General features: G+C 59.8%; 19 protein-coding genes. 13 read left to right on the top strand and 6 right to left on the bottom strand.

Annotated features, from left to right (window positions below; all coding sequences use genetic code 11):
• Nucleotides 1–61: 61 nt before the first annotated feature.
• Both O1723_RS16090 and O1723_RS16085 read left to right on the top strand, forming a co-directional pair.
• Nucleotides 62–931, top strand: coding sequence for a helix-turn-helix transcriptional regulator (locus tag O1723_RS16090; protein WP_014882871.1), 870 nt, complete (start codon nucleotides 62–64; stop codon nucleotides 929–931).
• Nucleotides 932–1,084: 153 nt separating this feature from the next.
• Nucleotides 1,085–1,687: a hypothetical protein gene (locus O1723_RS16085; protein WP_479983841.1), complete on the top strand. Its 603-nt coding sequence runs from the start codon at nucleotides 1,085–1,087 to the stop codon at nucleotides 1,685–1,687.
• 27 nt (nucleotides 1,688–1,714) lie between these two features.
• Here O1723_RS16085 and nfsB read toward each other — a convergent pair whose 3' ends face one another.
• From nfsB to O1723_RS16070, 3 genes are all read right to left on the bottom strand, one after another.
• On the bottom strand, nucleotides 1,715–2,368 hold the full coding sequence (nfsB, locus tag O1723_RS16080) for an oxygen-insensitive NAD(P)H nitroreductase (RefSeq protein ID WP_014882873.1): 654 nt from the start codon (nucleotides 2,366–2,368) through the stop codon (nucleotides 1,715–1,717).
• A gap of 120 nt (nucleotides 2,369–2,488) precedes the next feature.
• Complete coding sequence (locus O1723_RS16075) at nucleotides 2,489–2,857, bottom strand: MmcQ/YjbR family DNA-binding protein (RefSeq protein WP_014882874.1); 369 nt, start codon at nucleotides 2,855–2,857, stop codon at nucleotides 2,489–2,491.
• Nucleotides 2,847–3,437: a TetR/AcrR family transcriptional regulator gene (locus O1723_RS16070; RefSeq protein ID WP_014882875.1), complete on the bottom strand. Its 591-nt coding sequence runs from the start codon at nucleotides 3,435–3,437 to the stop codon at nucleotides 2,847–2,849. The genes O1723_RS16075 and O1723_RS16070 overlap by 11 nt, the downstream gene beginning before the upstream one ends.
• Nucleotides 3,438–3,627: 190 nt before the next feature.
• On the opposite strand from O1723_RS16070, the gene O1723_RS16065 reads away from it, so the two are divergent.
• Both O1723_RS16065 and O1723_RS16060 read left to right on the top strand, forming a co-directional pair.
• The gene (locus O1723_RS16065; protein ID WP_023332301.1) at nucleotides 3,628–4,731 is read left to right on the top strand and encodes a RomA family MBL fold metallo-hydrolase; all 1,104 of its coding nucleotides are present in this window, start codon (nucleotides 3,628–3,630) and stop codon (nucleotides 4,729–4,731) included.
• 32 nt (nucleotides 4,732–4,763) lie between these two features.
• On the top strand, nucleotides 4,764–5,105 hold the full coding sequence (locus tag O1723_RS16060) for a RamA family antibiotic efflux transcriptional regulator (RefSeq protein ID WP_014882877.1): 342 nt from the start codon (nucleotides 4,764–4,766) through the stop codon (nucleotides 5,103–5,105).
• A 56-nt stretch (nucleotides 5,106–5,161) separates the two neighbouring features.
• Here the strand turns inward: O1723_RS16060 and O1723_RS16055 are convergent, their stop codons facing one another.
• Nucleotides 5,162–5,410 (bottom strand): DUF1158 domain-containing protein, encoded by a 249-nt coding sequence (locus O1723_RS16055; RefSeq protein ID WP_023332302.1) that lies wholly within the window; start codon nucleotides 5,408–5,410, stop codon nucleotides 5,162–5,164.
• Between the two features lie 488 nt (nucleotides 5,411–5,898).
• On the opposite strand from O1723_RS16055, the gene O1723_RS16050 reads away from it, so the two are divergent.
• The 3 genes from O1723_RS16050 (at nucleotide 5,899) to O1723_RS16040 (ending at nucleotide 12,922) form a co-directional block, all read left to right on the top strand.
• Complete coding sequence (locus tag O1723_RS16050) at nucleotides 5,899–8,607, top strand: cation-transporting P-type ATPase (protein WP_023336856.1); 2,709 nt, start codon at nucleotides 5,899–5,901, stop codon at nucleotides 8,605–8,607.
• Nucleotides 8,608–8,716: 109 nt separating this feature from the next.
• Nucleotides 8,717–9,778 carry an efflux RND transporter periplasmic adaptor subunit gene (locus O1723_RS16045; protein ID WP_023336857.1) on the top strand — a complete coding sequence of 354 codons (1,062 nt, stop codon included), beginning with the start codon at nucleotides 8,717–8,719 and terminating at the stop codon, nucleotides 9,776–9,778.
• A gap of 9 nt (nucleotides 9,779–9,787) precedes the next feature.
• The gene (locus tag O1723_RS16040; protein WP_023336858.1) at nucleotides 9,788–12,922 is read left to right on the top strand and encodes an efflux RND transporter permease subunit; all 3,135 of its coding nucleotides are present in this window, start codon (nucleotides 9,788–9,790) and stop codon (nucleotides 12,920–12,922) included.
• Here O1723_RS16040 and O1723_RS16035 read toward each other — a convergent pair.
• Nucleotides 12,873–13,994: a YbdK family carboxylate-amine ligase gene (locus tag O1723_RS16035; protein ID WP_014882882.1), complete on the bottom strand. Its 1,122-nt coding sequence runs from the start codon at nucleotides 13,992–13,994 to the stop codon at nucleotides 12,873–12,875. The two genes, O1723_RS16040 and O1723_RS16035, sit on opposite strands and share 50 nt — an antisense overlap.
• Nucleotides 13,995–14,099: 105 nt before the next feature.
• Here O1723_RS16035 and O1723_RS16030 point away from each other — a divergent pair, with 105 nt between their 5' ends.
• Nucleotides 14,100–14,990: an oxidoreductase gene (locus tag O1723_RS16030; protein WP_023336859.1), complete on the top strand. Its 891-nt coding sequence runs from the start codon at nucleotides 14,100–14,102 to the stop codon at nucleotides 14,988–14,990.
• On the opposite strand, the gene O1723_RS16025 is transcribed toward O1723_RS16030, so the two are convergent.
• Complete coding sequence (locus O1723_RS16025; protein WP_014882884.1) at nucleotides 14,987–15,781, bottom strand: AraC family transcriptional regulator; 795 nt, start codon at nucleotides 15,779–15,781, stop codon at nucleotides 14,987–14,989. The genes O1723_RS16030 and O1723_RS16025 overlap by 4 nt on opposite strands.
• 76 nt (nucleotides 15,782–15,857) lie before the next feature.
• On the opposite strand from O1723_RS16025, the gene O1723_RS16020 reads away from it, so the two are divergent.
• From O1723_RS16020 to O1723_RS16000, 5 genes are read left to right on the top strand one after another with little or no spacing between them, the layout of a single operon-like run.
• Nucleotides 15,858–17,840 carry an FUSC family protein gene (locus O1723_RS16020; RefSeq protein WP_248190891.1) on the top strand — a complete coding sequence of 661 codons (1,983 nt, stop codon included), beginning with the start codon at nucleotides 15,858–15,860 and terminating at the stop codon, nucleotides 17,838–17,840.
• Nucleotides 17,833–18,048, top strand: coding sequence for a DUF1656 domain-containing protein (locus O1723_RS16015; RefSeq protein ID WP_014882886.1), 216 nt, complete (start codon nucleotides 17,833–17,835; stop codon nucleotides 18,046–18,048). Before O1723_RS16020 ends, O1723_RS16015 begins: the two co-directional genes overlap by 8 nt.
• Nucleotides 18,045–18,929, top strand: a complete 885-nt coding sequence (locus O1723_RS16010; protein ID WP_248190890.1) for an efflux RND transporter periplasmic adaptor subunit — start codon at nucleotides 18,045–18,047, stop codon at nucleotides 18,927–18,929. The genes O1723_RS16015 and O1723_RS16010 overlap by 4 nt, the downstream gene beginning before the upstream one ends.
• Before the next feature lie 51 nt (nucleotides 18,930–18,980).
• Nucleotides 18,981–19,418, top strand: a complete 438-nt coding sequence (locus O1723_RS16005) for a DcrB-related protein (protein WP_023336862.1) — start codon at nucleotides 18,981–18,983, stop codon at nucleotides 19,416–19,418.
• A gap of 17 nt (nucleotides 19,419–19,435) precedes the next feature.
• Nucleotides 19,436–23,623: an RHS repeat-associated core domain-containing protein gene (locus O1723_RS16000; RefSeq protein ID WP_032665305.1), complete on the top strand. Its 4,188-nt coding sequence runs from the start codon at nucleotides 19,436–19,438 to the stop codon at nucleotides 23,621–23,623.
• Nucleotides 23,624–23,625: the final 2 nt, after the last annotated feature.

Genomic DNA, 23,625 nt, shown 5'->3' with positions numbered 1-23,625 from the left:
CTGATAAACGGGTACCAGTTCTTGCTTATACTGGTACTGGCACTACCATGCAGGGGGATTTATGGCGTTGATGTCTGAACCCGTCGCCTCACTTCAGGATGACACGCGAAAACAGCTGGGCGCATTTTTACGCGCCCGGCGTGAAAGCCTCGATCCGCAGCGTCTCGGTTTGCCGCGCAGCGGACGCCGCCGCACGCCGGGTCTGCGCCGCGAAGAGGTGGCGATGCTCGCCGACGTGGGTGTGACCTGGTATACCTGGCTTGAGCAGGGCAGGGACGTCAATCCGTCCAGCGCGGTGATGGCAGCCATAGCGAAAGCCCTGCAGTGTACTCCGACCGAAGCCCGGCATCTTTTCGTGCTCGCCGGTTTGCCGCCGGGCGAAGCACCGCAGGCGGTCTGCTGCGAGGGGATCAGCGAAGGCACGCGTCGCCTGCTGGATACGCTGATGCCAAAACCTGCCAGCATCCAGAAACCCAATTTCGATATCGTGGCGTGGAACGACAGTTTTGGGCATCTGATGGGCGTTGATTTCAATGAAATCCCGCCGGAGGACCGCAACTGTATTTACCTGTTTCTCACCCATCCCGCGTGGCGCGCGCGGCTCGGCAGACGCGATGATGTGCTGCCGATTTTTGTCTCCTATTTCCGCGCGGCGATGGCCGAGCACCGTGGCGACCCGCTGTGGGAAGCCAAACTGGCGCGCTTCTTTGCGGTGTCTGAGGAGTTCAAAACGCTGTGGCACCAGCGCAACGACGTGCGCGGCGTGGAGAACCAGCTCAAGCTGTTTACCCATCCCGAGCTGGGGGATTTTACGCTGCAGCAGATGTACTGGTACTCCGCACCGCGAAACGGGTCGCGGCTGCTGGTCTATTTACCGGTGGACGAGGCGGGGGAGAGGGCGATGGCATGGCTGGCGGAACAGGCTAAATAATTTTTTTGCGAGGCGTTTTCAGGGAATCAGCACGGATCCTGCCGTGTCGGTTCACATTGCGTAAGATAAGGTCTGAATGAGACCAACCTGCTGAATCTACATCATTTAGATGAGTAGTGAAGTGGACTATACTTACGCGATGAGAAACCACCGATGTCGCCACTGATGATTGATTCCGCAGAATTTAGCCAAAAACTTGGGCTTATCACTCAAAACGTTGAACATACTGAAGCGTTTATGTTGCGGGGCACGGTGGATTTTCATCTGCCAGGTTTTTTGTTGCCTGTGGGGTATCGGCTTCTGAAGTCGCGCTATAGCGATGAATACCGTCTCGTGACGACCGACGACGGTAAGCCTTATACGGCATATGCCGTGAAGCTGACGTTTCATAAAGAAATTACCTTTCCTCACGGTGCCGCCACGCAAGTGATGGTCTGGCGTACGCCCCGCGCGGTCCATCAATCCGTTATCAGCGGGTTGCCACAACTTTTCTTTCAGTGGGTGCTCAGCGAATACGATATCGTGGTCTCAGACAGCGAGCAAACGGGAGACGGGCAGCGGTTTTGGTTGCGGATGATAGACTGGGCGTTCAGCATGAATTACCAGATAAGCGTGGCGGACGGTACGGTAGGCGCAGAGTGGGAATTAACACCAGTGAGTTCATACGCTGAACTGGAAGAACGCTGGATTGCTTTTGCCTGGGGAAACGATCGTGACGTCCATCCGCATCGCAGACTGGTCATCAGTAAAACGTAACGGGCCGCGCGCGGCGGCCCGTCGGGATTAGCACTCGGTCACAATCGTGCTCAGCGGCAGGCGAGACTTCGGCAGCGTGGCGTTGAAATCTTCCACGCTGTGATGGCCAACCGGCACCACCACTACGCTGGTGAAGCCTTTCTCTTTCAGGCCAAACTCTTCGTCGAGGATCGCGGCATCGAAACCTTCGATTGGCACTGCATCCAGACCCATGGCACCCACGCCCAGCAGGAAATTACCGACGTTCAGGTAAACCTGTTTCGCCATCCACTGGTCATCATCTTTCAGATCCACACGGTGCATATCGGCGAAGTAAGTCCGGCCCTTATGGTTCGCGGCTTTGGCTTCTGGCGTGTTAAAACGACCATCGGCTTCTTCCTGATCCACGACACGCTCAAGCCAGGCATCATCCATCGCGGTTTTCGCGCAGAACACCACTACGTGAGAGGCGTCCAGCATTTTGCGTTCGTTGAACACATAGGTACCTGCGGCGGATTTCGCCACGCGCGCTTTACCTTCCTCGGTGCTGGCCACAATAAAGTGCCACGGCTGGGAGTTGGTGCTGGACGGGCTGTACTGCAGCAGGGTTTTGATTTTTTCTGCTTCTTCAGCGGTCAGTTTTTTAGTCGGGTCGAACGCCTTGGTGGAGTGGCGTTTCAGGGCGACAGAAATGATATCCATAACTACTCCTGGTAATGAAATTCGCCCGTACGCGGGCGCGAAAGGAGAGCAGATTACCGCGCAAAGCGGCAAAAGATAAGTGCATTTCGAGCGCTTAATCTGTTCGTCTCAGACGAACAATCAGGCGGGGCGTATCCACTTCTGGTCTTTCTTCGGCAGTTTATCAACGACCAGATTCCAGGAATCTGCAATCAGGTCGGCAACCAGTTCCGGGGTGATGTCCTCGGTGCCGTAAAGGGAAATCCAGTGTTTTTTATTCAGATGGTAACCAGGCTCAACGCCCCGGTAGATCTGCTGATTTAACAGCGACGTTTCCGGATCGGATTTCAGGCTAACGTGCGGCCGTCCGTGTGCGGTTGCCATCAGCATGAAAATTTTTCCGCCGACCTTGAAGACGTCGTACTCCGGGCCGAACGGCCAGCAGTGTTCGGTAAAAGGCATCTCCAGCGCGACGCGCTTCGCGTGTTCCTGCAAGGATTTACTGTCCATCGCTCTCCTCCTGAGCCAGTCCGCGCCACATGACTTCAAAACCCAGGGCTTTAAAATCGACGGCGCGGGACGGATCGCGGGTGGCAAACTCCATCGTGCTTTCGGCCAGCGATAAAAACAGCGCATCGCCAAACGTTTTGAATTCATCCGACATAAACACCGGGCGCACCGAACGACGGCACAGCTCATGCAGTTCCGGGAACATCTCTTTCACCGCCATCTCCGTTTCGGCGCTCAGCTTTTCACTGACCCCAATCTGGCGGATAGCCGCATGCGCCACGGGGTTACGAATCCCCCAGTCCACATAGCTGTTCCAGATATTGCGGGTATGTTCTTTCGGCAGCGTGATGGTGCGATCGAGGTTCGCCAGCATGGTCTGGCAGAGATCCTGCTTCAGGTGCAGATAGAGGGCATTCAGCAGATCGTCTTTGGTAGCAAAGTAGCGGAACAGGGTGCCTTCGGCGACACCCGCCTTACGGGCAATGAGCGCCGTTGAGGCGGCAATACCTGACTGTGCAAATGCCGCCGTTGCGGCGTCCAGTAAGGCCTGTTTTTTATCTTCACTCTTCGGACGTGCCACTAAATTTTTCCCCCTTTCACTGATAAAAACCCCGATTGAAACACGTGCTTTGACACGCTGCAACGCGGAATGTCAAAGATCGAAAACGTCTTGACGACTTTCTCATCATATCTATAATGAGTGCTTACTCACTCATAATCAAGTTTACCCCACGCAAACCATCGGATGGCTCGCGTTTTCGGGTCAGGATATGAAAAAAACTCTCTTCATCTGCGTGGTGTTCGTCATGATTATTGCTTCAGCTGCGAGTTTACCGTTTGTTCTGAATGCCGGTTTTGGCCAGCCACCGCAGGGTGCGCAGCTCACGGAAGTGGAAGCGTCTCCGCACTACTACGAGGGGAAATTCCACAATACGCTCCCGACGCCTGGCTTTACCGGCCAACAAAATATGCTGGTGGCGTGGTGGCAATTCCTGACCCGTAAAACCGAAAATGCCCGCCCGGCTCAGCCGCTGCCGCTGGTGAAAACCGATCTGGCGAGCCTGCCGCTGGAGCAGGACACGCTGGTGTGGCTCGGCCACTCCTCCTGGTATCTGCAGCTGGCGGGAAAACGCATCCTGATCGACCCGGTCCTTGGTAACTATGCCGCGCCGTTTTCGTTTCTCAATAAAGCCTTTGCGGGGGAGTATCCGTGGCGCGCGGCGAGCATGCCGGAGATCGACCTGCTGATTATCTCTCACGATCACTACGACCACCTGGATTACGCCACCATCAGGGCGTTATTGCCGAAGGTGAAACGCGTGGTGACGCCGCTCGGGGTAGGGTCACATCTGCGCTACTGGGGGATGAAGCCAGAGATTATCGACGAACGCGACTGGAACCAGTCGGTGCACATCAGCGATGCGCTGACGGTTCACCTGTTGCCCGCGCGTCACTTCTCCGGGCGAGGCATTAAACGTGACCAGACGCTGTGGGGCAGCTTTATGTTTGTCACCCCAGAGCAGAAGATCTACTACAGCGGAGATTCTGGCTACGGCCCGCACTTTAAGGCAATCGGCGAGCAGTTTGGTGATGTGGATTTAGCCATCATGGAAAACGGCCAGTATGACCAGGACTGGAAGTACATCCACATGCTGCCAGAGGAGACGGCTCAGGCGTCGGTCGACCTGAATGCAAAGGCGGTGGTGCCGGGGCATAACGGTCGTTTTGTGCTGGCAAAACACACCTGGAACGACCCACTGATCCAGCTGGCAAAAGCCAGCAAGGATAAAAACTATCGACTGCTCACGCCGGAACTGGGCGAGCCCGTTCGGGTGAGTGATACCACACAAACTTTTCGTCAGTGGTGGGAATAATGTTTAAGCAAGAAGCAGAAGGGGAGAGCAGTATGACCATTTCCGCTCAAGTCATTGATACGATCGTCGAATGGATCGACGACAACCTGCACCAGCCGTTACGCATTGAAGACATTGCCCGCCATGCGGGTTACTCCAAATGGCATTTGCAGCGGCTGTTTATGCAGTATAAAGGTGAAAGCCTGGGGCGCTATATTCGCGAACGCAAGCTGCTGCTGGCGGCACGGGATCTGCGTGAATCGGACGAGCGCGTTTATGAGATCTGCCTGCGCTACGGGTTTGAATCGCAGCAGACGTTCACGCGCATCTTTACCCGCACCTTCCATCAGCCGCCAGGGGCGTACCGCAAGGAAAACCACAGTCGGACGCACTGAAACTGACAACACACAGGCCGGGTAAGGCGAAGCTGCTACCCGGCTTTTTTATGCATTCATGACGCCAGTGAAAACCAGCGGCGCCAGACGAAACGCAGCACGAAGAATTCGATAGCGCCAAGCAGTAAAAACCACACGCAAAACAAAATGGTGTAAAGCTGGTTCAGATCGACCATGTGAAAGGTCGTCATCAGCTTTTGCGCCAGCACCAGGCCCAGCGACGGAGCGGGTAACAGCAGGCAAGAGATCAGCGCCAGTAATAAAATGCCCCCGGCAGTCAGCAGCGATTCTAACGGGTGTTTCATCGTAATGTTAATCGTCAGTTAAAAATGTCATTGTCCGGCATCCTTTAACGTAAAGCAATATCAACCTGCCTGGGCTTTTTTAATGAAATAATCACCTTCTCCGGCAAATAAAGCGCGTAAGGAGAATGATTTAATCGTAGTGATTAAATTAATATTATGCCATGTAAATAAATGTCTGCATCATGAAAATAATTTTACAAAACTATATGTGCTATATCCAATTAACGTCGCAATAACAATGGCTGCGACAATGTATAACGCCAGGCGTCGTCCGCGATAAATACCAAACATGCTTCCCCCTCGTTTAGCGTTGGTTTAGAAATATTTTGTAAAAATCAGCTTGTCGAAATAATCGTAATTAATTTTGAATAACCCAGCGGTAAATATATTGCGGTAGATCAATTTTAGCCGCAAGACTTAAAAATGAATAAATTAAAGCCCGAAAGGAATTCAGGCTTCTGTTCACCGGATATTGAAGGAAAAATACGATGACCGAAAAAAAATTATCCCCAAACATGCCGCCTTCCGGCGGGCTGGCATACCAGCAGACCGTAGAGCAGGTGCTGGCTCATACGCAGAGCCAGGTGAGCGGTCTGGACCGCGCAGAGGCGCAGGCGCGTCTGCAAAAACATGGCCCGAATGCATTGCCGGAGAAAAAAGGCAAGCCGGGCTGGCTGCGCTTTCTCGCGCATTTTAACGATGTACTGATTTACGTCCTGCTTGCCGCCGCGGTATTAACCGCGGTCATGGGGCATTGGGTTGATACGTTGGTTATTTTAGGCGTGGCGGTTATCAATGCCTTAATTGGTCATATTCAGGAAAGCAACGCGGAAAAATCCCTGAAGAGTATTCGTAACATGCTCTCCAGCGAAGCGCGCGTCATTCGTAATGGCAATCATGAAACGCTCCCCACAACTGAAATAGTCCCGGGCGATATTATTGTATTACGCGCCGGGGATCGTATTCCGGCGGATATGCGTTTAATTGAGGCGCATAATTTACGCGTGGAAGAGGCGATTCTGACCGGTGAATCCACCGTAGTGGATAAACATACTCAGCCGCTGAACGGTGAGCTGCCGCTGGGCGATCGCACCAACCTGGTCTTCTCCGGCACTACCGTGAGCGCGGGCGGTGGCGTGGGCGTGGTTATTGCCACCGGGCAGGAGACCGAGCTTGGCCATATCAATCAGATGATGGCGGGCATTGAAAAACACCGCACGCCGCTGCTGGTGCAGATGGACAAGCTGGGTAAGGCGATCTTCGCCATTATTCTGGCGATGATGGCCGCGCTGTTTGTCTTCAGCCTGGCATTCCGCGAGATCCCAATGGGCGAGCTGCTGCTCTCCCTCATCAGCCTGGCGGTCGCCTCCGTACCGGAAGGTCTACCTGCAATTATCTCCATTATCCTCTCCCTGGGCGTGCAGGCGATGGCGCGCAAGCGGGCGATCATCCGCAAGCTGCCGACGGTTGAAACCCTGGGCGCGATGACCGTGGTCTGCTCGGATAAAACCGGCACCCTGACCATGAACGAGATGACGGTCAAAGCCATCATCACCGCCGACACCTGCTACCGCGTGGACGGCAACAGCTATGAGCCGGTGGGCAACATTTATCTGGAAGGCAGCGATGAGCCAGTGCAGATCCAGCCGGGCACCGTGCTGGAGCAGTACCTGCGCACTATTGACCTCTGTAACGACAGCCAGCTGATTCAGGACGAGCGCGGCCTGTGGGGCATCACCGGGGGGCCAACCGAGGGCGCGCTGAAGGTGCTGGCGGCGAAAGCCAACCTCGCGCCGGTAACAACGACGCTGGTTAACAAGATCCCGTTTGACTCACAGTACAAGTACATGAGCACCCACTACCAGATTGGCTGCGAGGAGCAGATCCTGATCACCGGCGCGCCGGACGTCATTTTCGCCCTGTGCGCGCAGCAGCAAACCCGCCACGGTGCAGACGCCTTCAACCGCGCGTACTGGGAAAACGAGATGGAGCGCTATGCGCGTCAGGGACTGCGCATGGTTGCGGCGGCGTTTAAGCCAGCCAATGGCGAAACGGCGCTCACGCACGACGATCTGAGCCACGGGCTGATCTTCCTCGGCATTGCCGGAATGATGGATCCGCCGCGCCCGGAGGCGATTGATGCCATTAACGCCTGTCAGCAGGCGGGGATCCGCGTGAAGATGATCACCGGGGATCATCCGCAGACGGCGATGAGCATCGGCCAGATGCTGGGGATCACCAACAGCGAGCAGGCGGTGACCGGCTATCAGCTTGAGAAGATGAACGATGCCGAGCTGGCGGATGCGGCGGTGACCTATGACATCTTTGCCCGTACCAGCCCGGAGCATAAGCTGCGCCTGGTGAAAGCGCTGCAGGAGAAAGGTGAAATCGTCGGTATGACCGGCGACGGCGTGAACGATGCCCCGGCGCTGCGTCAGGCGGATGTCGGCATCGCAATGGGCATCAAAGGCACGGAAGTGACCAAAGAGGCGGCGGACATGGTCCTGACGGACGATAACTTCGCCACCATCGCCAGCGCGGTGAAAGAGGGGCGTCGCGTTTACGACAACCTGAAGAAGACCATCCTGTTCATCATGCCGACCAACCTGGCGCAGGGGCTATTGATTGTGATTGCGCTGCTGGCGGGGAACATCATTCCGCTGACGCCAGTGCTGATTCTGTGGATGAACATGGCGACCTCCGCCACGCTCTCCTTCGGTCTGGCCTTTGAAGCCGCCGAGCGCAATATCATGCGCCGTCCACCACGTCAGACCGGGCAGCACGTGATGGACGCCTACGCGGTGTGGCGCGTGGCCTTTGTCGGCACCATGATTGCCATTGCCGCCTTTGCGCTGGAGGCCTGGCTGGCCCCGCGCGGCCACAGCGCGGAGTTCATCCGCACCGTGCTGCTGCAGATGCTGGTCTGCGCCCAGTGGGTGTACATGATTAACTGCCGCAACACTGAAGGGTTCTCCCTGAACCGTGGTCTGCTGGCGAATAAAGGCATCTGGCTGGTCACGGGCGTGTTGTTCCTGCTCCAGGCCGCCATCATCTACCTGCCGTTTATGCAGATGCTGTTTGGCACCGAAGCGCTGCCGCTCCGCTACTGGTTTGTGACGCTGGCGGTTGCAATGGGAATGTTCTTCGTCGTCGAAATCGAGAAGCGACTGACCCGCAGGTTCCGTAAGGCTGCATAACAAAACCTTACCCCTCACCCCGCCCTCTCCCACAGGGAGAGGGAACTCTGACCTCCCTCGCCCTGTGGGAGAGGGCGGGGTGAGGGGGAAATCACGCTGAGGTACTTCCATGAAATTCCCACTCCTGTTCGCACTCCTTGCCTGCACCCTGCAACCCGTCTTCGCCGCCATTCCCGTGCGCGTCGCCAACGTGGAGCAGACCGCCCACGCCGCCGAGCGTCAGATCCCGGGGCGCATTGAAGCCATCCACACCGTTGAGCTGCGCGCCCGCACGGAAGGTGTTATCACTAAAATCCACTTTCGCGACGGGCAGTATGTGAAAAAAGGGGATGTGCTGTTTGAGCTGGACGATGCCGAGCCGCGTGCCGCCGTGCGTCTGGCGCAGGCCGAAGTCAACAGCGCTGAAGCCACGCTGCGCCAGGCGCAGCAGCAGCTTTCCCGCTTTGAAAGCCTGGGCAGCAGCAAGGCCATCAGCCGTCATGACGTGGACAACGCGCGTATGCAGCGCGACGTCGCCCGCGCTGCGCTGGAGCAGGCCAAAGCCCGGCTCGACGCACGCAACGTCACCATGAACTACACCCGCATCACCTCGCCGATTGACGGTCGCGTGGGGCACAGCAACTTCCACGCAGGTAGCCTGGTCAACCCCGCAAGCGGCGTGCTGGTGGAGGTAGTACAGCTTGATCCGATCCGCATCGCTTTTGCGCTGGAAGAGCGCGCCTTTGCCACCAAAGCCGGACAGCATGCAGATATCAGCGCCATGAAACAGGCGTGGCAGGTATTCATTGACAGCAACGGACAGCGTATCCGCGGTGAACTGACCTCGGTGGATAACCGCATCGACCCGCGCACCGCCAGCGTGATGCTGCGCGCCGGGTTTGCCAACCCGCGCCATCAGCTGTTGCCCGGCGGCAACGTAAATGTGACGCTGCGCCCGGCCAGCGAGCAGCCGGTACTGACGCTCCCTGCCGCTGCGGTCCAGCAGAATGGCGATGGATTCTTTGCCTGGGTGGTGAGTGCCGACGGAAACGCCGAAAAACGCCCGCTAAAAATTGCCGGGCAGGTTGGGCAGCTGTTCCAGATTGCTTCCGGTGTTAAGCCTGGTGAGCGAGCGATCACTGACGGTGCACAGCGTGTACAGCCCGGTGCTGCCGTCCAGATACTGAATTAAGGAGCCATCATGCTGACGTTTTTCATCAAACGCCCGCGCTTTGCGATGGTGATAGCGCTGGTCATTACCCTGCTGGGGGCCATCGCGCTGAAGATTATCCCGGTGGAGCAGTATCCGCAGATCACGCCGCCGGTGGTGAATGTCTCTGCCAGCTGGCCGGGGGCCAGTTCGGCTGACGTGGCGGAGGCCATCGCCACGCCGCTGGAGACGCAGCTTAACGGCGTGGATCACATGCTGTACATGGAGTCCACGAGTTCGGATGAAGGCACCTACAGCCTTAACATCACCTTTGCCGCGGGGACCGATCCGGATTTAGCCGCCATCGACGTGCAAAACCGCGTGGCGCAGGCCGTGGCGCAACTGCCAGCGGAGGCGCAGCAAAACGGCGTGCAGGTGCGCAAACGCGCCACCAATCTGATGATGGGGGTAAGTCTTTACTCACCTGACAATACCCACACGCCGCTGTTCGTCAGTAACTACGCCAGCACCCAGGTGCGTGAGGCGCTGTCGCGCCTGCCGGGCGTCGGTCAGGTGCAGATGTTTGGCGCGCGCGACTACAGCATGCGCATCTGGCTGCGTCCAGACCGCATGAACGCCCTGAACGTTACCACGGACGACGTGGCGCAGGCGCTGCGCGAGCAGAACGTGCAGGGAGCGGCGGGCCAGGTCGGCACGCCGCCGGTGTTTAACGGCCAGCAGCAGACCCTGACCATCAACGGGCTGGGGCGCCTGAACCAGTCTGATGATTTTGCTGACATCATTATCCGCGCTGGCGAGATGGGCCAGTTGGTGCGCCTGAAGGACGTCGCCACCATCGAGCTTGGCTCGCGTAGCTACAGCTCCGGCGCGCAGCTGAACGGACACGACTCCGCCTACCTCGGCATCTACCCGACACCGTCCGCCAACGCCCTGCGCGTGGCCGACGCGGTGCGCGCCGAGCTGGAGCGCCTCGCGTCGCGCTTCCCGGACGACCTGGTCTACGAGGTGAAATTCGATACCACCACCTTCGTTGCGGCCACCATCAAGGAGATCGGCGTCTCGCTGGCGCTGACGATGCTGGCGGTCGTTGTTGTTGTATCCCTGTTCCTGCAAAGCTGGCGCGCGACGCTGATTGTTGCGCTCGCCATTCCGGTGTCGCTGGTGGGCACGTTTGCGGTGCTGTACACGCTGGGCTACTCCGCCAACACGCTCAGCCTGTTCGCCATCATTCTGGCGCTGACGATGGTGGTGGATGATGCCATCGTGGTGGTGGAGAGCGTCGAAACGCTGATGGCCGAAGGGCAGAGCCGCACGGCGGCGACCACGCTGGCGCTGCGCCAGATTGCCGGGCCGGTGATAGCCACGACGCTGGTGCTGCTGGCGGTATTTGTGCCGGTGGCGCTGCTGCCGGGGATTGTCGGTGAGCTTTACCGCCAGTTCGCGGTCACGCTTTCCACGGCGGTCACGCTCTCAAGCCTGGTGGCGCTGACCCTGACGCCCGCGCTCTGTGCAATGCTGCTGCGCCCGCGTCCGGCACAGCCCGCTGCGATTTTTCGCGGATTCAACCGCGGGCTGGATGCCACGCGCAATCGCTATACCCGGATCGTAAGCGTATTCACCCTGCGCCCGTGGCTGGCGCTGCTGGCCACCGCAGGCGCGGCGGCCGTGGTGGCGTTCAGCTTTACGTCGATGCCAAAAGGCTTCCTGCCACAGGAGGACCAGGGCTACTTCTTTGCCAGCGTTCAGCTGCCGGAAGCCGCCTCGCTGGAGCGCACCGAAGCGGTAATGACCACCGCACGCGAATTAATCGCTAAAAATCCGGCGGTGGAAGACGTGATTCAGGTCTCCGGCTTTAACATTCTTAACGGCACCAGCGCTTCCAACGGCGGGTTTATCTCCATCATGCTCAAAGACTGGAGCGAGCGCCCGCCGCTGGACGAGGTGATGGCTACCCTGCAGCGTCAGCTGCTGGCCCTGCCGGAAGCGACCATCATGACCTTCGCGCCGCCGACCCTGCCGGGGCTGGGCAACGCCTCCGGCTTCGATCTGCGCATACAGGCGCAAGCGGGGCAAAGCCCGGCGGAGCTGGAGCGCGTGACGCGCGGGGTGCTGATGAAAGCCAATCAGCACCCGCAGCTAAGCCGCGTGTTCACCACCTGGAGCAGCAACGTCCCGCAGCTGACGCTGACCGTCGATCGCGAGCGTGCGGCCCGTCTCGACGTGCCGGTATCGCGCATCTTCAGTAGCCTGCAAACCGCCTTTGGCGGCACGCGCGCCGGGGATTTCAGCATCAACAACCGCGTTTACCACGTTGTTATGCAGAACGAAATGCAGTGGCGCGAGCGCGCTGAGCAAATCAGCGAGCTGTTTGTGCGCAGCAACACTGGCGAGCGGGTGCGCCTGAGCAACCTCGTCACCATCACGCCGGGCGTTGGCGCGCCGTTCCTGCAGCAGTACAACCAGTTTCCGTCCGTGTCGGTGAGCGGCTCGGCGGCGGAAGGGGTGAGCAGCAGCACCGCGATGGCGGTGATGAGCGAAATTCTGGCAGAGATCCTGCCTGCCGGATACGACTATGCCTGGAGCGGCATGTCGTATCAGGAGCAGCAGACCGGCAATCAGGCGATATGGATTGTGCTGGCGGCGGTGGTGATGGCGTGGCTGTTTCTCGTCGCCCAGTATGAGAGCTGGACGCTCCCGGCGAGCGTGATGCTCTCGGTGCTCTTCGCCCTCGGCGGGGCGCTGGTCTGGCTGTGGATGGCGGGCTACGCCAACGATGTCTACGTGCAAATTGGTCTGGTATTGCTGATCGCGCTGGCGGCCAAAAATGCGATTCTTATCGTGGAGTTCGCCCGCGCCCGGCGCATGGACGGAATGACGATTGTCGATGCGGCGAGGGAAGGGGCATCGCGCCGCTTCCGCGCGGTGATGATGACCGCCGTGTCGTTTATTATCGGCGTCATGCCAATGATGCTGGCGACCGGGGCGGGTGCCCAGAGCCGTCGCATCATTGGCACCACGGTGTTCAGCGGTATGCTGGTGGCGACCGTCGTGGGGATCGTGTTCATTCCCGCGCTGTTCGTGCTGTTCCAGCGTCTGCGTGAGTGGGGCCACGGCCTTACGGACTCGTCGCCCACAGCTCGCAGTGCTTCTGAACGAGAGAAATAAGCGAGCCGCCGTCGGCAATAAAGTCCCGCATGCGCTGCGCCTCGCTCTTGCCCTGCTTTAACAGCAGGGCAATTTCAGTGATTGCGCTTGTCGCGCCGAGCTTCTCGGCCGATGGCGCAACCTGTTCCAGCAGCCAGGCGATATCTTCCGCCACGGTTTTCTGTTCGCCGGTATGCACGTCCGTCAGAATCCCCTCCAGCCCGTAGCGACAGGCCTGAAAACGGTTAAATCGGTACAGCAGAAAATCCTTCTCCTGATGCTTATAGGGCCGCGTGGTCAGCAGCCAGTGGGAGGTTGCCTGGATCAGCCCGGCAATGTTTATCGCGTGGCCGAGCGTCAGCGGCGTATCCATCACCCGCACTTCCACGGTACCAAAGTGCGGGCTGGGGCGAATGTCCCAGTGCAGGTCTTTAATGCTGTCGATCATGCTGGTGGCGCTCAGGCGGCGGAACAGCCCCTCGAACGCCTGCCAGTTGTTGACCCACGGCATCTGGCCGTTATCCGGAAATCCCGAAAAAATATTCAGACGCGATGAGGCGAACTTCGTGTCCGTGCCCTGCATGTAGGGTGACGCGGCGGCGAGGGCGATAAAGTGCGGCACAAAGCGCGACAGACCGTGCAGCAGGTAAATGGCATCGTCCCCGGTTCGACAGCCGACGTGTACGTGCTGGCCGAACACCGTGGCCTGCAAAATCAGGTAGCCAAAGCGCTCCAGCGTGACGTTATAGCGCTCGTCATCGCACACCTCCTGGCGCTGCCATTTCTGGAACGGATGCGTCCCGCCGCCGCAGATCTGGATATGCTGCTCCGCCGCCGCGCGCAGAATACTCTGCTGCATCACCGAGAACTGCGCCGCTGCCTGGTCGATGGTCTGGCATACGCCGGTGGCGATTTCGAGCATGCTTTCGGTGATGTCGTGCTTCACTTCTCCGCCTTTGATGTCGTCTTTGACGGCGGCGATCAGCGCGGAAGAGTCCTGGCTCAGATCGTACCCGGGCGGATTAACCACCTGCAGTTCGAGTTCGATGCCGAGGGTGAACGGTTCAGAGGACGTGAAATCGGGTAAAGGCATAGCGCACTCCGTTGTCAGTTGTGTGTTGAGTATAGACAACGACGTGGCGCTCACTTTTCAGGGTGGTATAACTGTTAGCAGGCTTAGCGAAAAGGGGAGTTAATCATGTCTGACAATCCAGTGATTGCGCTGATAGGTCCCGGTGCGATTGGGACCACCATTGCCGCGGTGCTGCATGACGTGGGCCGCACGCCGCTGCTGTGTGGACGTACCGCACATCCGGAATTACGCCTGCGTTATGACGAGGGCGAAACGGTGGTACCCGGTCCGGTCTTAACCGATCCTGCCGTCATTACGCGTCCCGCCGATCTGGTTTTTATCGCGGTAAAAACGACGCAAAATGCCGACAGCGCCGGATGGCTGCGCGCGCTGTGCGATGAAAACACCGTGGTCTGCGCCCTGCAAAACGGCGTGGAGCAGAAAGCCCAGCTTGAGCCGTGGGTCAACGGCGCAACGGTGCTGCCGTCGGTGGTCTGGTTCCCGGCACAGCGCGAGCCGGATGCCTCCGTGTGGCTGCGTGCCAAACCGCGCCTGACGCTGCCGAAGGTGCCGCAGGCGCAGCGGGTGGTGGATGCGCTTCTCGGTACGCGCTGTGAAGTGGAACTCTCGGCAGATTTCGCCACGGTCGCCTGGCGCAAGCTGCTGCAAAACGCGGTCGCCGGGCTGATGGTGCTGGCTAACCGCCGCGCCGGGATGTTCAGGCGTGAGGACATCAGCGAACTTGCGCTGGCCTATCTGCGCGAGGGGCTTACCGTTGCCCGCGCCGAGGGGGCGAAGCTTGACGATGCGGTGGCTGGGGAGATCCTGGCGAACTTTCAGCGTGCGCCTGAAGACCTGGGCACGTCGATCCTGGCCGATCGTCAGGCCAACCGTCCAATGGAGTGGGATATCCGCAACGGCGTGATCCCGCGCTATGGCCGCAAACACGGGATTGCGGTGCCCATCAGCGACGTGGTGGTGCCGCTGCTGGCGGCGGGGAGCGAGGGGCCGGGTTAACGGCCGCTGTTTTTCCGTTCGGCAAAATAATGCGCGGGTGTGCTGCCCATCGCTTTTCTGAACATGGTGATAAACGCATTCACGGATTCATACCCAAGCGTTGCCGCCACGTTCTGGACAGGTACGCCGCTGGCCAGCTCCCGCAGGGCAATTATCAAATGCAGCTGCTGGCGCCAACGTCCGAAGCTCAACCCGGTCTCGCGTTGCATCAGGCGCGCAAACGAGCGCTCGCTGAGGGCGAGCCGTTTCGCCCAGTCTTTCAGGGTGCTTCTGTCCTCAGGGCGGCTGACCAGCGCGTCGGCCATGGCGCGAATTTTCGGGTCGGTCGAGACCGGCAGGCTGAGCTTCTGCTGCGGCATGCTGGCGAGCTCATCCAGCGTGACCCGGGTCAGTCTGGCGGCGTGGCTGTCGGGAGGATAATCCACGCCTTCGCGCGTCAGGCGGTCTACCAGCTCCGTAATCAACGGCGAGATCGCCAGGGTGCAGCACCTCTCCGGCAGCGCCGCCGCGCCGGGCTCAATAAACAAATAGTTCAGATGCGCGTTCCACGTCGCTTTCGCGCTGTGCGGGATCCCGCCGGGGATCCAGACTGCGCAGTCTGGCGGCACGATCCAGATGTCATTCTCCGCGTAACAGCTGACCGCGCCGTAACGGGCAATAATCAGCTGGCCCTTGCGATGGGTATGCACCGGCACTTCCGCAGCGTAGTCCACAAAGTCCAGATGACGCGCCACGGCAGGAGAGGCGGTAGAGTCAGGGTCATACAGCGTATTAGCGGATTGCGGCTTCATGATTCTGGCAACATTTAGGTATTTTTTGACAGAATAGAGTATTTAAGCGGGTCTGCAAGCCGGTAATAATCCCGGCATGAATAAAATCTTCTCTCATCACGTGCGTCTCCCCGCCACATTGCGAAACGATGCGGGCGCGCTGATCTACTCCGCGAAGAGTTTTGCCGCGGCGATGCTGGCTTACTACCTCGCGCTGTCGATAGGTCTCGAACGTCCCTCATGGGCCATTATTACGGTTTACATCGTATCGCAGACGTCGGTCGGGGCGTCGCTGAGCAGAAGCCTCTACCGGCTGGTCGGGACCGTGGCGGGGGCCAGCGCGACCGTTGTGATCGTGCCCATCTTCGCGAATATGCCGATCCTGTGCAGCGTGGTGCTGACGGGCTGGATCACGTTCTGCCTGTGGCTCTCCCTGCTGGAGCGCACGCCCCGGGCCTATGCCTTCGTGCTGGCCGGTTACACCGCGAGCCTGATTGGTTTTCCCGCGGTATCCGATCCGGGTGGCATTTTTAACGTTGCCCTCGTCCGCGTGCAGGAGATCGCAATTGGGATTTTCTGTGCGGGGCTGATTCACCGCTACGTGCTGCCCGCACGCGTATCAGGGCTATTCAACGCGAAATTATCCCAGACGCTACAGGCCGCGCGCGGTCGGGTGGCGGACGCCCTGGCGGGTAAACCCGGCGCGGCTTCCGGCCCCCTGCATCTGGCCCTGGCGCTGCAGTTCCTGCAGGGGATAAGCCACCATGTTCCGTATGATTTTGCCCTGTCCGCTCCGGTGCGGCAGGCCAGAAAAGCGATTCACGATCGGCTGGCACGGCTCGCGATCGTCAACTGTGAACTACACGATCGCTTGCTGACGCCCGGAATTCTGCCCGCCGACATGCTGGCATTGCGGGAGGATGTTCAGGCCTGGCTTGCCGCTGAAGACGCGGGGGCCAGCAGCGCGGCTGAGGCGTTGCGGCTCCGCTGTACGCTTCTTATCGATCGGTATGCAGCGCATGCGCTGACGATTGACGACGCGCTGCAGGTCAGTTTTATTCGCTACCTCTCAGAGGCTATCGCGCTTCTGGAGCAGTGCGAGCGTCTTTCCGGGGCTATCCACCACGCAAAACCTGCGTTTGGGGAGATGCAAACCCGCGCGGCAAAAGGCTACGTTTTCCACCGCGATCCGCTTACCGCCGCCCGCACGGCGCTGGGGGCTTTCGTCATCATTCTGAGCGGTTGTCTGGTCTGGATTTTCTCTGCGTGGCAGGATGGCGGTACGGCGGTCTCTATCCTTGGCGTCTGCTGCACGCTGTTTGGCAGTTTCGACACGCCGGCGCCCCACATCGTGAAATACATCATTGGCTCGTTCTGGGGCGTGGTGATTAGCCTGCTCTACAGCTTTGCGCTGCTGCCGCAGGTAAGCGATTTCCCGGTGCTGGTGGCGGTGCTTGCTCCGGCGTATCTGCTGGCCGGGTCGCTTCAGGCGCGCCCGCCAACCACGTTTATGGCGATGGGCATCACCCTGACGCTGCCCATTCTGTGCGAGCTGGGCGCGCACTACAGCGGCGACTTCGCCGTCGCGGCTAACACCGCCATTGCGCTCTTTGCAGCGACCGGCTTTGCCGTCATCAGCATGAGCCTGATGCAAACCGTGCAGGCGGACGCCGCCATCACGCGTCTGCTGAACCTCTGCCAGCGCGACATTCGCCGCAGCGTGAAAGGCACGCTGCGGGTCGACGAAACGCACTGGATCAACCTGATGATGGACCGAACCGCCCTGTTGCTGCCGCGTTTGCAGCGCAGCGAGCGTGCGCCAGAGCAGGCGCTTGAAAGGCTTTTGCACGCGCTGCGCCTGGGGCTTTCAGTCATGCATATACGCCGCAGTGACACACCGCCCGGCAGGGAGGTTGACGCGCTATTTCATCGGATAAACGCCGCGGACCGCCACGCCTTAGGCGAACGCATTACCGCCATCATCGAGCAAAACCTGCCTGCCGCAGATGAACCTACGCGCCAGTTTGTCTTCAGGCTGGTGGATCTTCACTGTGCATTACGGGGGCCAGACCATGGTTAACGATATTAATATCGGCGGCGTTTTTATTCCGGGGCTGCTGATGGCCGCCCTCGCGACGCTGGTCTGCACGCTGAGCCTCGTCGCGCTTTTCTCTCTCAGCAGGGTCTACCGGCGCTTGCCGTTTCGCCCGCTGATGGATGTTTCAATCTGGATTGTCATCTTTTACCTGCTGATGCAGGGCCTGATCGCGTTGGGGTTATTGTCATGAAATCACTGCTCTCTTTACTGGCTCGCTATGCGCTGACGTTAAGCACCGTCGCAGCGGCCACGCTGCTGGCGTTTATGATGTGGAAACACTACGCGCAAACGCCGTGGACCCGCGACGGCCGCGTGCGGGCGGACGTGGTGCAGATTGCGCCGGACGTCTCCGGGCCCGTCATCAGCGTGGCCGTGCGGGACAACCAGTGGGTGAACCGGGGCGATGTGCTCTACGCCATCGATCCGCGCTGGCTCAGGCTGGCGGTGGCCAGCGCGCAGGCGGATGTGGAATCGAAACGCCATGAGATGCTGATGCGCCAGGACGCGGCCCATCGCCGCACGCTGATTAAAAACGCCATTTCGAGCGAGGATGTGCAGCAAACCGGCAGCGCGGCGAACGTCGCGGCGGCCAATTATCACGGCGCGCTGGCCGCGCTGGATCTGGCAGAGCTGAATCTGGCGCACGCCACCGTGCGTTCGCCGGTCTCGGGGTACGTTACGCACCTGCGGCTTCGGCCCGGAGATTACGCGACGGCGGGGGAGACAAAGGTCGCCATCGTCGATGCCCACAGCTTCTGGGTGGTGGGGTATTTTGAGGAGACTAAACTGCGCCATATTCGCGTCGGGGATGCCGCGCAGATAGTGCTGATGGGATACGATCCGGTCATCACGGGGCACGTGGAGAGCATCGGGCGTGGGATCGGGGACAGCAACGACGAAACGGGCGGGCTGGGGCTGCCCGACGTCGAACCCACCTTTAGCTGGGTGCGGCTGGCGCAGCGCGTGCCGGTGCGTATTCATATCGACAGGTTGCCGGAGGGGGTTGAGCTGGTGGCGGGGCTGTCGGCGAGCGTGGCGGTGGGGCGAAAATCTGGGGATAGTCAGCTTTAAACACATATGCGAAACTTACCGCTTCTGAAAATATGTGGTGGGACCCGCTCAATGTCAGAACCAACTTCGCAGTGCCTTTTCAGTGAAGGTCTGATCGATTTTCCTGAAGGTTATCAGGATCGTACCGTCAACGTCTTCGCGCCGCCCGCAGCGGACGCGCCAGCGTTCAACCTCTCCCGTGATGCCCTCAACGCTGGCGAAGCGCTTGCCGCGTACATCGATCGCCAGCTCGCCCTGATGGAAAAACACATCAAGGGATGGAAGCAGGGGGAGCGTAGCGCCGCTACGCTGGGTGACGGCCTTTCACAGGGTGAAACCGTCCATGCCAGCTACCTGCGCGACGGCAAACGCATCTGGCAGCAGCAGGCCGTGTTTAACGTCGACGGCAATAAAATTCTGGTCTTCACCATGACCTGCACCCGCGCGCCGGGCGATGCTGACCGCGCGCTGTTTGGCGATCTTCTCAGGAGTTTTCGCTTCCACCATTAACATCAGGGACCGTTGTTATGTTTGAAGCTGCACGCGTAGGTGATGATATCGGCCACTCCGGTGCGCTTGCCGGGATGATTGCCGGAACGATTGTCGGCGGCCTGATTGCCGCCGCCGGGGGCATTCTGGCGGGGGCGATGTTTATTGCCGGACTTGGCGCATCCTGCCTGGGCGTGGGCGTCCTGCTCGTCGGCGCGAGCCTGGCCGTGGGGTACTACACCGGGGAGCTGGCGACCGCCGCCCGCGACAGCATCGCGGACGCCGGGGCATCCAGTATGACGAAGAAAGGCGTCATCACTTCCGGCTCGCCCAATGTGTTTATCAACGGTAAACCCGCCGCGCTTGCCACCGATAGCACCGTCGACTGTTCTGACGACGGCTCGCAGCAGATGGCCGAAGGCTCTAAGCGAGTCTTCATTAACAGCCAGCCTGCGTCCCGCATCGGGGATCGTACCACCTGCGACGCGAAGGTGATGACCGGTTCGGACAACGTCATCATCGGCGGCGACCCGCAGCAAACCCTGCCCATTCAGTCTGAAGTCCCCGAGTGGCTGTATAAAGTCTCCGATCTTACCCTGCTGTTCGCCGGCCTGCTCGGCGGGTGGGGCGGTGCCGCTGGCAAAGTTGGGGCGCTGTCTAAGCTGCTTGGGAAAATTCCCGGTATCAATAAGCTGGCCCGTATCGCCTGCCGCGCCGGCACGCTGATGACCGGCGTTGCCGCCGCGGGGATCATCGCCCGCCCGGTGGATATCGTCAGCGGACAGAAGTTTCTCAGCGGGGATGATGAGCTGGACTTCGTCCTGCCTTCCCGTCTGCCGGTGCGCTGGCAGCGCTACTGGCGCAGCGGCAACCCCGGTGACAGCGTGCTGGGCCGCGGGTGGAGCCTGTTCTGGGAAAGCCGCCTGGAGCCGTATCAGGACGGGCTGGTGTGGCGCGCGCCGTCCGGTGATTACGTCGCCTTCCCGAATGTCCCGAAAGGGATGCGCACCTACTGCGAAAGCGAAAAAAACTGGCTTGAGCACCACTCTGACGACAGCTGGTCGGTGTATGACGTCAGCGGCGAGCGCTGGCACTATGCGCCACTTAAGGATGATGCCCCGTCGCTGCTCCAGCACATCTCTGAACCCTGCGGCAACGCTATCCTCTTAGAGTGGAATGCGAATAATACCCTGCATGCCCTGACCGACAGCGCGGGCCAGCGCGTAGTCTGCCGCTACGACCGTGACAGGCTTGCCGGTGCCTGGCTGGATGACGAGATCTGCCTGGTCAGTTACGCTTATGATGAACAGCGCCAGCTGGTCTGTGTGACCGGCCGGGGCGGTAGCGTGCGCCGACGCTTCCGCTGGCAGGACGGGCTGATGAGCGCCCATGAGGACGCCAACGGCCTGCTGAGCGAATACCGCTGGCAGGAGATTGACGGCCTGCCGCGCGTGGTCGGCTTCCGCCACAGCGGCGGCGAACAGCTGACGTTCGAATACGATTTTGATAACGGCACCCGCCGTGCGACCCGCGATGACGGCGCGCAGGCGCACTGGCTGGTGGACGACGACGACAACGTTGCGCGCTTCACGGATTACGACGGTCGTCAGACGACGTTTGTTTACCGCGACGGCGAACTCTGCGACGTCATTCTCCCCGGCGGCGCGATGCGCCGCAGCACGTGGGACAAATACGGCCGCATGATCAGCGAGACGGACCCGGCGGGCCGCCGTACGGAGTATCACTGGTATCGCCTGACCGACCGCATCACCCGGACAGTGTATCCGGACGGTACCTCATCGCAGGCCATGTACGACCTTCGCGGTCGCCTGCTGTCGGAAACGGATCCGGCCGGTAACGCCACCGCGTATGACTATCCCGACGATCGAGAAAACCTGCCGGAGAGCATCACCGACGCCATTGGCGGCGTGGTGCGTCTGGCCTGGAACCACCTGGGGCTGCTGACGCAGCGCACCGATTGCTCCGGCAGCGTGACCCGCTTTACCTACGACCGATTCGGGCAGTTGATTGCCAGCGAGGATGCGGAAGGGAATATTACGCGTCGGGAATGGAGCCGTGCCGGGCTGCTGAGCGCCGTGATCCACCCGGACGGCAGCCGTGAGTCGCTGGTGTGGAACGAACGCGGCCAGCTCACGGGCTGGCGCGACCCGCTGGAAAGCGAAGTGAGCTGGGCCTATAACGCGCTCGGCCTCCCGGTCAGCCTTACCGACCGAATTGGCCGCGTGCGCCAGTGGCGCTATGACCCGCGCGGTAACCTGTTGCGACTCGATAACGGCAACGGGGCGGAATACCGCTTCACCTACGACGCCGCGGGCCGCCCGCTCAGCGAAACGCGCCCGGACGAGACCGTGCGCCATATGGAATGGGACGCGCGAGGGTTCCTCTGCGCGCTCGAAGAGAACGGCCGGCCTGCCGCCGACGGAGGCATCGCCCGTCGCGTCCAGCAGTTCAGCTATGACGACAGCGGGCTGCTGATCGGGCGCACTCAGCGTCACGCGGAGTACCGCTACTTCCGCGACCTGAGCGGCCAGATTACCCGCATCCGCCGCACGCCAACCGCAGAAGGCGTTGCCCTGGGTATCGAAAGCGATGAGATTGTTTACCGGCACGATGCCAACGGGCGCGTGCTGAGCGAATCCGGTATTAACGGCGCGGTGGGCTACGAATGGGATGCACTGAGCAACCTGACCGGCCTGACGCTGCCCGGTGAGCAAAAGCTGGCCTGGCTGCACTACGGCTCCGGCCACGTCAGCGCCATCCGCTTCGGGCAGCAGCTGGTGACCGAGTTCACCCGCGACCGCCTGCACCGTGAGGTGCGCCGCACCCAGGGCGCGCGCGAGCAGGTCCGTCAGTATGACAGCCTCGGCAGACGCACCCTTCAGCGCAGTGAGCTGAGTACGGACGTGACCCTGCCGGAGAAGGCGCTCCTGGAACGCCTGTATCGCTACACCGCGCGCGGCGAGCTTTCCGGCGTCAGCGACACCCTGCGCGGTGAGGTGGATTACGGCTACGACGCCGAAGGTCGTCTGCTGAAGCACTACGAGGCCCGCCAGGGGCACAGCCGCGCGCAGTTCAGCTATGACGCCGCGGATAACCTCGCCGCCAGTGACGATGCGGCACCGGTCACGGATAACCGCCTGCAGCACTGGCAGGCGCTGTTCATGAAATACGACCACTGGGGCAACCTGATCAGCCGCCGCAACGGGCTGTATGAACAGCATTATGCGTATGACGCCGAGAACCGTCTGGTATCCGCGCATGGAACCGGGCCGGAAGGGCGGTTTGAGGCGCGCTATCACTACGACGCGCTGGGCCGCCGCACGCGCAAAATCGTCACTACGACGCACGGCACCACCGAAACGCGCTTCCTGTGGCAGGGCTACCGGCTGCTGCAGGAGCAGCAGGAGAGCGGGCTGTGCAACACCTATATCTACGACCCGAATGAAGCCTGGAGCCCGCTGGCGCGGGTGGATCATCTTCGTGACCAGAACAGCGGTGAGATTTACTGGTTTAACACCGATCTGAACGGCGCGCCGCTGGAAGTGACCGACGAGCGCGGCGCGGTGCGCTGGAGCGGCCAGTACGGCAGCTTTGGCGAGGTGCGCCATCAGAGCGAAGGGTTCTCACGGCTTGTGAATCGCACGGCGATGGCGCATCAGCCGCTTCGCTATGCCGGGCAGTATGCTGATGGTGAGACGGGGCTGCATTATAACCTGTTTCGCTACTACGACCCGCAGGTCGGGCGGTTTATTGTGCAGGATCCGATTGGGTTGAATGGTGGGTGGAACCTTTATCAGTATGCGCCGAATCCGTTGGGGTGGATCGATCCGCTGGGATTGCTGACCTATAACACGATGCCGAGTATTACTGGTTTCCAAAAGCATCATATTATTCCACAACAGTTAAAAGGCCATGATTTAATAAAAGCGGCTGATTTTAATATCCATGATATTAAAAATGTTATTTATTTACCTAAGTCAGCTGATTACCATCCGACAAGAACAATCCATAGTGGGTCTCACCCTGTTTATACAAAAAATATAGGTGACCAGATGGATGCTATATATGAATATGGGAAGGAAAACGGCTGGAAACAAGCAGAGTATAAACAAGCTGTTAGTGAAATTATAAAAAATGAACGTGCCGATTTACGCGGTGGAAAAACTATTCTTAACAAAAACTCGGTTAGAAAAGCGAGGTGCTAAGT

The sequence above is a fragment of the Enterobacter cloacae complex sp. HYC080_NIDB genome (assembly GCF_056673325.1).
The sequence above is the reverse complement of the archived record's forward strand: the minus strand, read 5'-3'. Positions and strand labels throughout refer to the sequence as shown.

Coding starts and splice junctions, on each gene's coding strand:
- O1723_RS16040 (WP_023336858.1), top strand. CDS start 9,788: ATGCTGACGTTTTTCATCAAACGCCCGCGCTTTGCGATGGTGATAGCG.
- O1723_RS16015 (WP_014882886.1), top strand. CDS start 17,833: ATGGTTAACGATATTAATATCGGCGGCGTTTTTATTCCGGGGCTGCTG.
- O1723_RS16000 (WP_032665305.1), top strand. CDS start 19,436: ATGTTTGAAGCTGCACGCGTAGGTGATGATATCGGCCACTCCGGTGCG.
- O1723_RS16020 (WP_248190891.1), top strand. CDS start 15,858: ATGAATAAAATCTTCTCTCATCACGTGCGTCTCCCCGCCACATTGCGA.
- O1723_RS16045 (WP_023336857.1), top strand. CDS start 8,717: ATGAAATTCCCACTCCTGTTCGCACTCCTTGCCTGCACCCTGCAACCC.
- O1723_RS16075 (WP_014882874.1), bottom strand. CDS start 2,857: ATGGACAGTAAATCCTTGCAGGAACACGCGAAGCGCGTCGCGCTGGAG.
- O1723_RS16010 (WP_248190890.1), top strand. CDS start 18,045: ATGAAATCACTGCTCTCTTTACTGGCTCGCTATGCGCTGACGTTAAGC.
- O1723_RS16085 (WP_479983841.1), top strand. CDS start 1,085: ATGTCGCCACTGATGATTGATTCCGCAGAATTTAGCCAAAAACTTGGG.
- O1723_RS16035 (WP_014882882.1), bottom strand. CDS start 13,994: ATGCCTTTACCCGATTTCACGTCCTCTGAACCGTTCACCCTCGGCATC.
- O1723_RS16055 (WP_023332302.1), bottom strand. CDS start 5,410: ATGAAACACCCGTTAGAATCGCTGCTGACTGCCGGGGGCATTTTATTA.
- O1723_RS16065 (WP_023332301.1), top strand. CDS start 3,628: ATGAAAAAAACTCTCTTCATCTGCGTGGTGTTCGTCATGATTATTGCT.
- O1723_RS16025 (WP_014882884.1), bottom strand. CDS start 15,781: ATGAAGCCGCAATCCGCTAATACGCTGTATGACCCTGACTCTACCGCC.
- nfsB (WP_014882873.1), bottom strand. CDS start 2,368: ATGGATATCATTTCTGTCGCCCTGAAACGCCACTCCACCAAGGCGTTC.
- O1723_RS16050 (WP_023336856.1), top strand. CDS start 5,899: ATGACCGAAAAAAAATTATCCCCAAACATGCCGCCTTCCGGCGGGCTG.
- O1723_RS16005 (WP_023336862.1), top strand. CDS start 18,981: ATGTCAGAACCAACTTCGCAGTGCCTTTTCAGTGAAGGTCTGATCGAT.
- O1723_RS16060 (WP_014882877.1), top strand. CDS start 4,764: ATGACCATTTCCGCTCAAGTCATTGATACGATCGTCGAATGGATCGAC.
- O1723_RS16030 (WP_023336859.1), top strand. CDS start 14,100: ATGTCTGACAATCCAGTGATTGCGCTGATAGGTCCCGGTGCGATTGGG.
- O1723_RS16090 (WP_014882871.1), top strand. CDS start 62: ATGGCGTTGATGTCTGAACCCGTCGCCTCACTTCAGGATGACACGCGA.